Origin of the sequence: Allonocardiopsis opalescens, assembly GCF_003002095.1 — a bacterium.
In the GTDB taxonomy this organism is placed as follows: domain Bacteria; phylum Actinomycetota; class Actinomycetes; order Streptosporangiales; family Streptosporangiaceae; genus Allonocardiopsis; species Allonocardiopsis opalescens.
In genome coordinates this window covers 66,198-77,920 of record NZ_PVZC01000010.1, presented here as the reverse complement: position 1 = coordinate 77,920, position 11,723 = coordinate 66,198, and the positions used below count along the sequence as shown (strand labels likewise).

At 74.3% G+C, this 11,723-nt stretch carries 12 protein-coding genes; 3 read left to right on the top strand and 9 right to left on the bottom strand.

Annotated features, from left to right (window positions below):
* Window positions 1-238 precede the first annotated feature (238 nt).
* The 4 genes from CLV72_RS28080 to CLV72_RS28065 all read right to left on the bottom strand — a co-directional run bounded on the left by CLV72_RS28080 (window position 239) and on the right by CLV72_RS28065 (window position 4,172).
* Window positions 239-1,303, bottom strand: coding sequence for a hemolysin family protein (locus CLV72_RS28080; protein ID WP_106252460.1), 1,065 nt, complete (start codon window positions 1,301-1,303; stop codon window positions 239-241).
* Window positions 1,300-2,697, bottom strand: coding sequence for a hemolysin family protein (locus tag CLV72_RS28075; RefSeq protein ID WP_106252457.1), 1,398 nt, complete (start codon window positions 2,695-2,697; stop codon window positions 1,300-1,302). The genes CLV72_RS28080 and CLV72_RS28075 overlap by 4 nt, the downstream gene beginning before the upstream one ends.
* Window positions 2,698-2,955: 258 nt before the next feature.
* Window positions 2,956-3,525: a TrmH family RNA methyltransferase gene (locus tag CLV72_RS28070; protein ID WP_106252454.1), complete on the bottom strand. Its 570-nt coding sequence runs from the start codon at window positions 3,523-3,525 to the stop codon at window positions 2,956-2,958.
* Window positions 3,522-4,172 carry a class I SAM-dependent methyltransferase gene (locus tag CLV72_RS28065; RefSeq protein WP_106252451.1) on the bottom strand — a complete coding sequence of 217 codons (651 nt, stop codon included), beginning with the start codon at window positions 4,170-4,172 and terminating at the stop codon, window positions 3,522-3,524. The genes CLV72_RS28070 and CLV72_RS28065 overlap by 4 nt, the downstream gene beginning before the upstream one ends.
* Before the next feature lie 45 nt (window positions 4,173-4,217).
* Here CLV72_RS28065 and CLV72_RS28060 point away from each other — a divergent pair, with 45 nt between their 5' ends.
* Window positions 4,218-4,907, top strand: a complete 690-nt coding sequence (locus CLV72_RS28060) for a hypothetical protein (RefSeq protein WP_106252448.1) — start codon at window positions 4,218-4,220, stop codon at window positions 4,905-4,907.
* Between the two features lie 10 nt (window positions 4,908-4,917).
* On the opposite strand, the gene CLV72_RS33745 is transcribed toward CLV72_RS28060, so the two are convergent.
* From CLV72_RS33745 to CLV72_RS28035, 5 genes are read right to left on the bottom strand one after another with little or no spacing between them, the layout of a single operon-like run.
* A complete protein-coding gene (locus CLV72_RS33745) occupies window positions 4,918-5,721 on the bottom strand; it encodes an NUDIX hydrolase (RefSeq protein ID WP_106252444.1) in 804 nt (267 codons plus the stop codon).
* Complete coding sequence (locus CLV72_RS28050; RefSeq protein WP_170141147.1) at window positions 5,718-6,446, bottom strand: HAD family hydrolase; 729 nt, start codon at window positions 6,444-6,446, stop codon at window positions 5,718-5,720. The genes CLV72_RS33745 and CLV72_RS28050 overlap by 4 nt, the downstream gene beginning before the upstream one ends.
* 17 nt (window positions 6,447-6,463) lie before the next feature.
* A complete protein-coding gene (locus CLV72_RS28045) occupies window positions 6,464-7,411 on the bottom strand; it encodes a VWA domain-containing protein (protein ID WP_106252441.1) in 948 nt (315 codons plus the stop codon).
* Window positions 7,412-7,455: 44 nt separating this feature from the next.
* Window positions 7,456-8,433 carry a DUF58 domain-containing protein gene (locus tag CLV72_RS28040; protein ID WP_106252438.1) on the bottom strand — a complete coding sequence of 326 codons (978 nt, stop codon included), beginning with the start codon at window positions 8,431-8,433 and terminating at the stop codon, window positions 7,456-7,458.
* A gap of 2 nt (window positions 8,434-8,435) precedes the next feature.
* Window positions 8,436-9,494 carry an AAA family ATPase gene (locus CLV72_RS28035; protein ID WP_106252436.1) on the bottom strand — a complete coding sequence of 353 codons (1,059 nt, stop codon included), beginning with the start codon at window positions 9,492-9,494 and terminating at the stop codon, window positions 8,436-8,438.
* Window positions 9,495-9,766: 272 nt separating this feature from the next.
* On the opposite strand from CLV72_RS28035, the gene CLV72_RS28030 reads away from it, so the two are divergent.
* Window positions 9,767-10,450 carry a hypothetical protein gene (locus tag CLV72_RS28030; RefSeq protein WP_146159596.1) on the top strand — a complete coding sequence of 228 codons (684 nt, stop codon included), beginning with the start codon at window positions 9,767-9,769 and terminating at the stop codon, window positions 10,448-10,450.
* A 214-nt stretch (window positions 10,451-10,664) separates the two neighbouring features.
* Window positions 10,665-11,690: an iron chelate uptake ABC transporter family permease subunit gene (locus CLV72_RS28020; protein WP_170141146.1), complete on the top strand. Its 1,026-nt coding sequence runs from the start codon at window positions 10,665-10,667 to the stop codon at window positions 11,688-11,690.
* Window positions 11,691-11,723 lie beyond the last annotated feature (33 nt).

The following is an 11,723-nucleotide window of genomic DNA, read 5'->3' as shown; positions in this document are numbered from 1 at the left end:
GATGGGGCCGGGGTGGTCGAGGTAGGCGAAGCGGCGGGCGGAGCGAAGCGGCACATAGGGAGTATCGCGGATGGCGGCGGGGGCCCGGGACGTGCGCGGCCAAGTGTTGGCGGGTTGTGATCAGCCGTGACCTGGTGCGCGGCGCGGGGGCGGCCGGTGGGTGCACGGGGAGCGGCGCGGGGGTGGCGCGCCGGTGTGCGGGGGCGGGCGGGTTCGCCCGCCCCCGCGCGGTGCGGTGCTATCCGACGGGGGCGGCTCGCGGGGCGGCCTCGCCGAAGAGCTTGTCCAGCAGGTCCTGCAGGGTGACCACACCGAGCAGCTCGTCGCCGTCCTCGACCAGGGCGAGGTGGCTGCGGCTTTCGCGCATGATGCTGAGCGCGACGTAGATCGGGGTGGTGGCGGCCAGGTTCAGCACCGGGCGGGCCATCTCGATCGCGGTCTGCTCGCGGGGGCCGGCCAGGGCGTCGCGGACGTGCAGCACGCCGACGATCTCCTGGTCGGCGTCGCGCACCACCAGCCGCAGCCGTCCGCTGGTGCGGGCGGTGTCCTCCACGGCGGCGGCGGGCGCGTCGTGGGGGACCGACACGATGCGCTCGCGCGGGGTGACCGCGCTGCGCAGCGGGGCGGTGTTGACCTCCAGGGCGGCGGTGAGCTGGTCGCGCCGGTCGGCGTCGAGCAGCCCGGCCTGGGCGGAGGTCTCCACGAGCTGGCGCAGGTCCTCGGGGTTGTGGCCGGTGGCGACCTCGTCGGCGGGTTCGACGCCGACGCGGCGCAGGCACCAGTTGGCCATGCCGTTGAGCGCGATCAGCGAGGGCCGGAAGACCCACATGAAGGCGCGCATGGGCAGGGCCAGCAGGGTGGCCGAGCGCTCGGGGTGGCTGATGGCCCAGGACTTGGGCGCCATCTCCCCGACCACCATGTGCAGGAAGGTGATGATGCCGAGCGCGATCAGGAAGGAGATCGCGTAGCCGGCCTGCGGCGGCACCCCCCAGCTCTGCAGGACGGGGTCGAGCAGGTGCTGGACGGCTGGTTCGGAGACGTGGCCCAGACCCAGCGCGCACAGGGTGATGCCCAGCTGGCTGCCGGCCAGCAGCAGCGACAGCTCGCGGGAGCTGCGCAGCGCGGCGCGGGCGGAGGCGCTGCGGTGGGCGTTCTCCTCCAGCCGGTGGCGGCGGGCGGCGACCAGGGCGAACTCCGCGGCGACGAAGAACGCGCTGAGCGCCAGCAGGACGACGGTGATCACCAGGGCGGTGACGGGGCTGATGCTGGTCTCCCCGGCCGCGGCGGCGAGCGCGGTGCTCATCGGCGGGCCTCCGTCGGGGTGTCGGCGGCTGCCGCGGCGGCCGCGTGCCGGTCGGTGTCGCGGGCGGCGGGGCCGAGCAGGTGCAGCCGGACGGAGGCGGGGACGCGCCGGTCGACGCTCTCCACCACCAGCCGGGCCCGCAGCTCGGGCGGGTCGTCCTCGGCGGGTGGCGGCTCCAGGTCGATCTCGACGTGGTCGCCGGGCTGGGGCAGCCGCTGCAGCCGGGCGATGGCCAGGCCGCCGATGGTCTCGTAGTCGCCTTCGGGCAGGGCCACCGAGGTCATGCGCTCCACCTCGTCGATGTGGGTGGAGCCGGGTAGCACCCAGCTGCCGTCCCCGGTCGCGGTGGGCTCGCCCTCGGTGTCGTGCTCGTCGGCGATCTCGCCGACCAGCTCCTCGGCGATGTCCTCCAGGGTGATGACCCCGGCCAGGCCGCCGTACTCGTCCACGACGCAGGCGAACTGCTCGTTGTGGCCGTTGAGCTCGTCGAGCAGGGCGGTGAGCGGCAGGGAGGTGGGCACCGGCAGCGGCGGCCGGGCGACCTCCTCCACCCGCAGGGTGCGGCGCTGCTCGTCGGTGAGGGCGAGCACGTCGCGAATGCACACCACGCCGACGATGTCGTCGACGCCGGCGCCGACCACCGGGAAGCGGGAGTGGCCGCTGGCCAGCAGGTCGATGACGCGGACGACGGGTTCGCCGGCGTCGATGGCCTCCACGTGCGGCCGGGGCGTCATCGCGTGCTCGGCGGTGCGGTGGTAGAAGTCCAGGGTGCGGTCCAGCAGGGTGGACAGCTCCAGCGGCAGGTCGCCGCTGTCGCGGGAGTCGCTGACGATGCGGGCCAGTTCGCGCGGGGTGGCGGCGTGCTGCAGCTCGCCGACGGGTTCGACGCCGATGAGCCTGAGGAAGCGCTCGGAGGCGGTGTCGAACAGCCACACCACCGGGCCCACCACCCGCAGGTAGACGGCGGTGGACGCCGACAGGGCGCGGGCGAGGGGTTCGGGGCGGGCGATGGCGGCGTTCTTGGGGAACAGCTCGCCGAGCACCATCTGCACGACGGTGGCGAACAGCAGCGCCAGGACCAGGCCGGCGCCCGGGGCCAGCCCCACGGGCAGTCCGGCCGCGGCCAGCAGGTCGGCGATGCCCTCGCCGATCAGCGGTTCGGCGACGTAGCCGACCAGCAGCGCGGTGACGGTGATGCCGAACTGGGCGGCCGACAGGGTGAAGGAGAGCCGGTCGGTGATGGCCAGGGCGCGGGCGGCGGTGGCGTCGCCCCGGGCGGCGGCGGTGCGCAGCCGGGCGCGGTCCACGGCCACGTAGGCGAACTCCTGCGCCACGAAATAACCGGTGGCGGCGGTGATCGCGATCACCACCAGTACCCCGAGGAGGATGTTCACGACGCATGCACCGCCTCGGGGCGGTCAGTCCGCGGGCATGCGCCGGTTGGTGACGGGGGGTCGTCCGGGTCGTGGCGCTGCGCCACGGCCCGCTCGGTACTTCGGTGCGGGGTCATCGGTCGCCTTTCCGGCGCCGCGCGGCGGCGGGGCCATGGTGATCGGTGTTGGTTGATACGAACGACGAGGTGAGGTGGTTCCCGCCGGCGGCGGCTTCAACCGTGCCGGGCGGGGCGGTTTCGGGCGCGCCGGTGATCGGGCTCAGCCGCGGGCGGCGGCGGGGTCGGCCGGGCCGGGGGCGGGCAGCCGCTGCCATTCGCGGCGGCGGGTCTCGGCGAGCGCGATGGCGGTGGCGACGGCGACGTTGAGTGAGCCGACCCGCCCGACCTGCGGGATGTAGGCGAGCGCGTCGGCGGCGGCCAGCAGGGCGGGGGAGCAGCCGTGGTCCTCGGCGCCGACGGCCAGGCAGATGTCGGCGTCTAGGTCGGTGTCGTGCAGCGGTGCGGCGCCGGCGGCCAGCTCCAGGGCTACGACGCGGTAGCCCTCGGCGCGGGCGGCGGCCGCGGCCTCGGCGGAGGAGGGGGTGCGGGTCCAGGGGGTCTTGGCGTCGGTGCCCAGCGCGGTCTTGCCCACGGCGGGGTGGTCGGGCGCGGTGGCGTTGCCGGTGAGCCAGATGCGGTCGACGCCGAACACGGCGGCGCTGCGGATGATGGACCCGACGTTGAAGGGCTGGGTGACGGACTCGACCAGCAGGGCGAGGCGGCCCTGGGTGCGCCGCCGCCAGTCGCGGTTGAGCCGCTTGACGTCGGTGGGGCGCAGTTGTCTGCTCACGGTGTCTTTCCTGGGGCGGGGCCCGGCGTTGGCCGGGCGGCTACCCGAAGGATTCTATAGCCCGAGCGGGAGGCGGCGCGGCTGGTCGGCCAGCCGCGCGTGTCCAGCCAGCGGTGCAGGGAGTCGGCGCCGAGGTGGCGGTGGACGACGAGGTGGGCGGCGCCGGCGGGGGTGAGGCGGTCCAGCCAGCGCTCCAGCAGCCGGTGCAGGGCGTCCTTGCCGATGCGGATGGGCGGGTTGGACCAGATGGCGGCGTAGCGGCGGCCGGCTCCCGCGGCGGCGTCGAAGTCCCGGTCCAAGAGGAACCTTACATTGTCAAGGTGGTTGGTTTGGGCACTTCGCGCCCCCAGCTCCAGCGCGCGAGCATTGACGTCCACCGCCCACACCGAGGCGGCCGGAGCCCGCGCGGCGAGGGTGAGGGCGATCGGGCCGTAGCCGCAGCCGAGGTCGAGGAGGTCGCCGTGGGCGGGGGGCGGCGGGACGGCGTCGAGCAGGATGCGGGTGCCGGGGTCGACGCGGTCGGGGGAGAACACGCCGCGGTCGGTGTGCAGCCGCAGGTGCAGGTCGGGCAGGACCAGGTCGACGGTGGCGGGGCGGTGGGCGGCGCCGGCGCCGTCGGGGTCCTCGGTGAAGTAGTGAGCGGCCACGTCTGGCGACGCTAGCAGCACCGCGGTGCCGCTAGGGTCCCTCGCATGCACGCGCTGCCCCGCCCCAAGGACCCTGCGGCCCCCTGGCCGGCGCCCGACGCCGCCTTCGTCCACCTGGGGCGCAGCACCCGCCCGCACCTGCTGGGGCTGGCGGTGATGGCGCTGTTCACCGCGGCCGCGGTGCTGGCGGCGGTGTGGCCGGAGCGGTTCCTGGTCGGCGGCGGGGAGCAGGCCGGCCAGCGGGTGATGGCGGTGGTGCTGGCGGTACTGCTCTCGCTGGGCTTGGCGCTGGTGCTGGCCGCGATGGCGGTGGCGGCCCGCCCGCACGGGGTGGCGGTGGACGCGTCGGGGGTGTGGTACCTGGACTTCGGTACGGCGGACCTGGTGCCGTGGGCGCGGGTGCGCGGTGTGGGGGTGGGGTGGCGGCCGCTGCGGCGGGTGCCGAAGGGTTCGGCGGGGGCGGCGCTGGCGCAGGAGGCGCGGCACGCGGCGCTGCGCGGCCGCGGCGCGCACGGCCTGGAGGTGTTTCTGGACGATCCGCGGGAGGCGGCGGGCAGTGCGCGGCTGCGGCGGCTGATGGAGCTGTCGGCGCGGGCGCGGGCGCCGCGCCCGGAGCTGCCGGTGCCGCCGCTGCGCTTCGCGATGGGGCGCGGGGACGCCGAGGAGCTGGGGCGGCGGATCGCGGCGGGGATGCCGGGGCTGTGGATCGGGGTGTATCCGCGCCCGGGGGCGTGAGGGCGGCCGGTCAGGCGAGGGCGAGGGCCTGGCGGGTGGTGATGGACAGGTCCAGGCCGGGGAGTTCGTCGCGGTGGTACCAGCGGGCGTCGGTGGTGGAGCCGCCGGTGTCCAGGACGCGCACGGGGCCGGGGTGGGCGACGGTGGCGCGGTAGAAGGCCCAGACGCCGTGCCAGGGGGTGCGGGCTTCGCCGGGGTGCAGGGATTCGGGCCGGTAGCGGCTGTGGATGCCGATGAGTGCGCCGACGCGGCCGTGCTGGGCGGTCTCTTCGGTGATCTCGCGGGTGAGGGCGGTGCGGGGGTCTTCGCCGTGGTCGGTGCCGCCGCCGGGCAGGTGCCAGGTGCCGGCGCCGGGATAGCCGTCGGTGATGAGGGTGAGCAGGAGGCGGTCGTCGGGGTCGGTGACGAGGCCGTAGGCGGCGAAGCGGCGCTGTCCGGTGCGGGGGTGGGCGAGGGTGTCGGGGTGGGGGTGGTGGCGGGTGAGGTCGGCGGCGGTGGCGGGGTCGGCGGTGGTGGGGGCTTCGGCGGTGAGCGCGGCGGTGTAGAGGATGCGGTCGGTGTGCAGGTGGCCGGCGGGGTGGTGGCTGAGCTGGGTGCGGATGTCGTGGGTGGCGGTGAGCCGGCCGGGGGCGGGGAGTTCGTCCAGGAGGCGCTGGGCGGCGTGGTGGGGGTCTTCGCCGTGGCGTAGTTCGGTGCCGGGGGGTGCGGGGGGTCCCGCCGGGGTGGGGGTGAGCAGGGCGCGGCCGGTGGGGGTGGTGGCGATGAGGTGGACGGTGATGGCGCGCAGCCGGGTGGCGGGGTGGGCGGGTCTCATGCGGTGGGGAGGGGGTCGTCGTCGGGGGTGAGGAGGGCGGCGAGCTGGTCCAGGCCGCGGATGCGGGGGGTGGTGTGGTGGTGGGGGTGGGTGTCGTGGCGGTCGAGGAGGAGGGCGTGGAGTCCGGCCTGGTGGGCGCCGTGGGCGTCGGCGGTGGGGTCGTCGCCGATGTGGATGCTGTGGTGGGGGGTGGTGCCGGCGGCGGCGCAGGCGCGGTGGAAGACGGCGGGCTGGGGTTTGGCGAGCTGGTAGGTGTCGCGGCAGATGACGGGGTCGAAGTGGTGGTCGATGCGCAGGGCGCGGAGTTTGGCGTGCTGGTTGGGGGTGGGGCCGTTGGTGATGATGCCGAGGCGGTGGCCGTGGGCGGTGAGGCGGTCCAGGGTGGGGTGGACGTCGGGGTAGGGCCGCCAGTGGGCGGTGTAGGCGTCCATGAAGGTGTCGTGGAGGGTGTCGGCCTGGGTGTCGGTGAGGTGGGGGCGGCCGGCTTGGGCGGCGACGGCGCGGGCGCGGTCGCGGCGCAGGTGTTGGGGGGTGATCTGGCCGGCGATGAGGCGGGCGAAGTCGTGTTGGCTGGTGCGGGTCCAGGTGGTGTGGAGGGCGTGGGGGTCGGGGTGGTCGAGGGTGGTGGCGAGGTGGCGGCAGCCGGCGGCGACGGCGGCGGTGTCGTCGAGGAGGGTGTCGTCGAGGTCGAAGAAGATGATGGCGGGGTGGGTGGGGATCGCCACGGCGGCTCCTGGGGCGGTCAGGGGATGCGTTGGAACCACAGCAGTGAGGTGGTGGCGGTGGCGAGGGCGAGGATGAGGGCGATCCAGACGAGGCGGGCGGTGACGTCCTGCTGTTCGGTCTCGTAGCCCAGTGAGGTGCCGATGTCGGCGTAGACGCTGTGGAGTTCGGTGGCGGATTCGGCTTCGTGGGCGGTGCCGCCGGTGCGTTCGGCGATGGAGGCGAGGGCTTCGCGGTTGACGCGGACGGGCATGGCGACGTCGTCGAGTTCGATGTAGCCGTGGTCGGTGCCGAAGGCGATGGTGGAGACGGGGGTTTCGGCGTCCTGGGCGGCGCGGATGGCCATGGGGATGGGGCGGCCCGCGGTGTTCTCGCCGTCGGAGAGCAGGACGATGGCGGCGGGCGGGGGGTCGGTCTGGGCTTGTTCGTCGAAGGTCTGGATGGCTTGGAGGCTGGCGAAGACGGCTTCGCCGATGGCGGTGGCGGGGCCGACGCGGAGGTTTTCTATGGAGGCTTGGACGGCGGCGCGGTCGTCGGTGGGGGAGTTGATGATGCGGGCGGTGCCGTCGAAGGCGACGAGGCCGACGTTGAAGCGCGGGGGGAGTTGGTCGATGAAGTTCTGGGCGGCGTCTTTGGCGGCGTCGAAGCGGTTGGGGGAGACGTCGGTGGCGTCCATGGAGTTGGAGACGTCGATGGCGACCATGATGGTGGCGCGTTCGCGGGGGACTTGGACGGGGACGGAGGGTTGGGCGGTGCCGACGATGAGGGCGGCGATGGTGAGGAGGAAGAGGGCGGCGGGGATGTGGCGGCGCCAGGCGGGGCGTTTGGGGGCGACCTGGTCGAGGAGGCTGAGGTTGGTGAAGCGCAGGGCGTAGCTGCGGCGGCGGGTCTGGAGGTAGAGGTAGGTGCCGATGAGGATGAGGAGGAGGGCCAGCAGCCATAGGCGGCCGGGTTCGAGGAACGTCATGGCGGGCTCCTCCCCGGTGGTGGGCGGCGGTGTGGTGGTGGGGGTCATGGGGTGGGCCGGGGCGGTGTGGGGGTGTGGCGGTGCAGGCGGGTGGCGGTGCGGCGCTGTTCGATGACGAAGCGGGCGATGTCGGTGAGGGGGTCGCGGTCGGTGCGGAGTTGGAGGTGGGGGACTCCGCAGCGGCGTAGGGCGGTGTGGGTGGCGGCGCGTTGGGCGTGGGCGGCGGCGGCGTAGCGGCGGCGGAGGCGGGCGGTGAGGTGGATGTCGCGGGTCTGGCCGGTTTCGGGGTCGTGGAGGGTGAGGGTGCCGATGTCGGGGAGGTCGAGTTCGCGGGGGTCGAGGATTTCGACGGCGATGGTCTGGTGGCGGGTGGCGAGTTGGCGCAGGGGGCGTTCCCAGGCGCGGGGGGTGGTGGGGTCGGGGTGGGGGGTGGAGTCGAGGAAGTCGGAGATGACGATGCGCAGGCCGCGGCGGTGGTGGGCGCGGGTGAGGGCGTTGATGGCGGTGGGGAGTTCGGTGGGGGGTGTGCCGGTGGGGGCGGGTGGGGGTGGGGTGGTGGCGATGCGGTTGAGGAGGACGAGGAGGCTTTGGCGGTTGCCTGCGGCGGGGTGGCGGGTGAGGTGGCGGTGGTGGAGGACGTGGGCGCCGAAGCGGTTGCCGAGGCGGCTGGTGAGGTGGGCGAAGGCGGTGAGGGTGGTGAGGGCGAGTTCGCGTTTGGTGGTGTGGGCGGTGCCGAAGTCCATGCTGGGGGTGAGGTCGATGAGGGCCCAGGTGTGGAGTTCGCGGTCGGCGATGAGGTCGCGGACGTGGGGGGTGGTGGTGCGTGCGGTGACGGCCCAGTCCATGTGGCGGATGTCGTCGTCGCCGGGCTGGTAGGGGCGTGCTTCGGCGAGGTCGCTGCCGGGGCCGGTGTGGAGGCCGAGGTGTTCGCCGTGGAGGATGCCGTCGAGTTGGCGGACGACTTTGAGGTGGAGGCGGCGCAGGGCGGCGGGGTGGGTGGTGCGGCCGGGCTGGGTGGGCATGGTCAGCGGCCGGGGTGGTGGTCGGTGTCGGTCTGCCATTCGGCGTCGGCGGCGGGTGGGGGTGGGGTGGTGTTGTCCCAGACGACGCGGGGTGGGGGGACGGTGGCGACGATCTGGTCGATGACGGTGGTGGTGGAGATGCCGTCGGCGAGGGCGTCGAAGGTGAGGACGAGGCGGTGGGCCATGATGTCGCGGGCGAGGGTGTGGACGTCGTCGGGGAGGACGTAGTCGCGGCCGTTGATGAGGGCGAGGGCGCGGGAGGCGGCGACGAGTCCGAGGGTGGCGCGGGGGCTGGCGCCGATGTCGATGGTGGTGGTGAGGTGGGGGAGGCCGTAGGCGTCGGGGTCGCGGGTTGCCATGACGAGGCGGACGATGTAGTCGGCGACCATGGGGTGGACGGTGACGTCTTCGGCGGCGTCTTGGAGGCGGCTGAGGCTGTCGGGGGTGAGGATGGGGCGGGGGCGGGGCGGGTGGTGGCTCATCCGCTGGAGGATTTCGAGTTCTTCGTGGGCGCTGGGGTGGGGGACGGTGACCTTCATGAGGAAGCGGTCGCGTTGGGCTTCGGGGAGGGGGTAGACGCCTTCGGATTCGATGGGGTTCTGGGTGGCGATGACGATGAAGGGGCGGGGGACGCGGTAGGTGGTGCCGCCGAGGGAGACCTGCTTTTCGGACATGACTTCGAGCAGGGCGGATTGGACTTTGGCGGGGGCGCGGTTGATTTCGTCGGCGAGGACGAAGTTGACGAAGACGGGGCCGAGTTCGACGTCGAACTTCTCGCTGCTGGGGTGGTAGACGCGGGTGCCGATGATGTCGGAGGGGACGAGGTCGGGGGTGAACTGGATGCGGGCGAAGGTGGAGCCGGAGACGGTGGCGAGGGTGTCGACGGCGAGGGTCTTGGCGACGCCGGGGACGCCTTCGAGGAGGCAGTGGCCGCGGGCGATGAGGGCGACGAGGAGGCGTTGGACCATGTGGTCCTGGCCGACGATGACGCGGCGTACTTCGTCGAGGGCTTGGCGGGCGGTGGTGGCGTAGCCTGTGGTGGTGTCGGCCGTGGCCGTCATGAGTCCCCTCGTCTCATCACGTCGGTGCCGGTGGTGGGCGCTGCGGCGCGTGGGCGGCGGGCGCGGTTTTGCCGGTGCCGCTGTTGCGACACTACCGTGCGTCGTGTGGTGGGTGGTGGTGCGCTGGGGCGTGCGGGGTGGCGGGGGTGGGGATGAGTCGGCCGTTGCGGGCGGGTGATCCGCCGCAGTTGGGTCGGTACCGGTTGCGGGGCCGGTTGGGGGAGAGTACGGCGGGTGTGGTGTACGCGGGGGTGGATCCCGCGGGGGGTTGGGTGGCGGTGGCGCTGCTGGGGCGGGGTGCGGCGCGCGATGCCGCGGCGCGGGACCGGTTCGCTGCGGCGGTGGAGCGGGGTCGGGGCGAGCGGGTCGGCGGTGAGCCGGTGGTGGTGGCCTCGGATGTGGCGGCGGGTACGCCGTGGGCGGCGACGCGTTTGGTGGTGGGGTCGTCGTCGGGTGGTGAGCGGGCGCTGGGGCTGTTGGATCCGGTGTCGTTGGCGGGCGCGGGGGCGCGTTCGGGGGTGGGGGGGCCGGGGTATGCGGCGCACTGGTCGGGTGCGTCGGAGCCGTCGACGGCGCGGTGGGGTTCGGTGCCGCGGGTGCGGTCGGTGTCGGTGCCGCGTGAGGAGCGGGAGGCGCGGTCGGCGTCGGTGCTGGGTGCGGTGATGGCGACGGTGTTCTTGCTGGTTTTGCTGGTGGGGGCGGCGGTGTGGGTGTGGATGTGGTTCGTGGTGCCGCCGGAGCCTGAGGTGGCGCCGCCGCCGCCGGTTCCTTCGTCGTCGTCGCCGGCGCCGGGTGGGGGGTCGCCGAGTGCGTCGGGGAGTGGTGGGGAGTCGGGGCCGTCGCCGTCTCCGGGGCCGGGTGAGGCGAGTGGGGTGGAGCCGTCGCCGGGGGATTCGGGTGAGGTGGTGCCGGGGACGGGTTCGGCGTCGCCGGTGGATCCCAGCGACCTGCTGTGAGGCTCTTGGGGTGGTTTTCGGCGGGGTCGGGGCCGAGTTGGGGATAAGTGCGGGTGTGTGTCGGCGGTGTATGGCAGGGTTCACGGTGGGTTCGTGGCCGTTGTGTGCGCGGTGGGCGGGTCCGGTGTTGTGAGGAGGGTCTGCTCGCGTGGGGCGCCCCGGTGGAGGGCCGGCGGTGCGGCGGGGGTGGGCGTGCGGGTCGGTGCGGGGAGTCGTGGCGGTGGTGTGGGTGCGTAGCGTGGTGTGGCGGTCGCTCGTGGTCGTGGCGGCGGTGGGTTCGGTGCCGGCGGTGGCGTGGGCGGCCTTGACGGTGGGGGCCTTCCCGTTGGGTTTCGGTGAGGCGGTGGAGGTGCTGCGGGGCGGGGGGCGTCCGCAGGTGCGGTTGATCGTGTGGGAGTTGCGCTTGCCGCGGCTGCTGGTGGCGGTGGCGGTGGGTGCCGGGCTGGCGGTGGCGGGGGTGCTGGTCCAGGGTGTGGCTGGGGTTCGGTTGGTCGACGGGCGTGGGCTGGGTGCGGCGTCGGGTGCGGCCTTGGCCTGTGTGGTGGCGGCGGGTGCGGGGGCGGCGGTGTCGGTGCCGTGGGTGCTGATGGCGGCCGGTGTGGTGGGCGCGGGTGCGGTGGCTGCTGTGTGGTGGTGGCTGGGGTCCCGGGTGCGGGGTGTGCTGGGCGTGGTGGGTCTGGGCCTGGGGGTGGACGCGGTGCTGTCGGTGGGTGCGGCGGTGCTGGCGGCGGTGTGGTTCGGGGGTGAGGCGGTGCGGCACTGGGCGCTGGGCTCGTTGGCGGGGCTGGACCTGGGTTGGGCCTGGGCGGTGTGGCTGGTGGTTCCGGTGCCGGCCGTGGCCGGTGTGGTGGTGGCGTGGTCGGGTGGTGAGGGTCCGCGGCTGCGGGGCGGCTGGTCGGGTGCTGGTGTGGTGCTGGCGGCGCTGCTGGTGGGGGTGTGCGTGTCGGCGGTGGGTCCGGTGGCGCTGGTGGGTGTGGGGGCCGGGTTGCTGGCGGCTTGGGCGGTGGGCGGCCACTGGGGGTGGGCGGCTTTGGCGGCGGCGCCGTTGGGGGCGTCGCTGCTGTTGGCGGTGGATCTGGTGGCGCGGACGCTGGTGGCGCCGGTGGAGATCCCGGCGGGTCTGCTGGCTCTGCCGGTGGCGTTGCTGGTGATGGCGGTGGGTGTGGTGGTGCTGGTGGGTCGGGCGGGTGTGGATGGTGTGGTGGAGCGTGCGGGGGTGGCGCCGGGTGGGCGGGTGTGAGCGCGGGGTGCTCGCGGGGGCTTCGTAGGATTG

Excerpts from the sequence above, each read along its gene's own strand:
- CLV72_RS28080 (WP_106252460.1), bottom strand. The coding sequence starts at position 1,303 with ATGAGCACCGCGCTCGCCGCCGCGGCCGGGGAGACCAGCATCAGCCCC.
- CLV72_RS28060 (WP_106252448.1), top strand. The coding sequence starts at position 4,218 with ATGCACGCGCTGCCCCGCCCCAAGGACCCTGCGGCCCCCTGGCCGGCG.
- CLV72_RS33745 (WP_106252444.1), bottom strand. The coding sequence starts at position 5,721 with ATGAGACCCGCCCACCCCGCCACCCGGCTGCGCGCCATCACCGTCCAC.
- CLV72_RS28045 (WP_106252441.1), bottom strand. The coding sequence starts at position 7,411 with ATGACGTTCCTCGAACCCGGCCGCCTATGGCTGCTGGCCCTCCTCCTC.
- CLV72_RS28040 (WP_106252438.1), bottom strand. The coding sequence starts at position 8,433 with ATGCCCACCCAGCCCGGCCGCACCACCCACCCCGCCGCCCTGCGCCGC.
- CLV72_RS28035 (WP_106252436.1), bottom strand. The coding sequence starts at position 9,494 with ATGACGGCCACGGCCGACACCACCACAGGCTACGCCACCACCGCCCGC.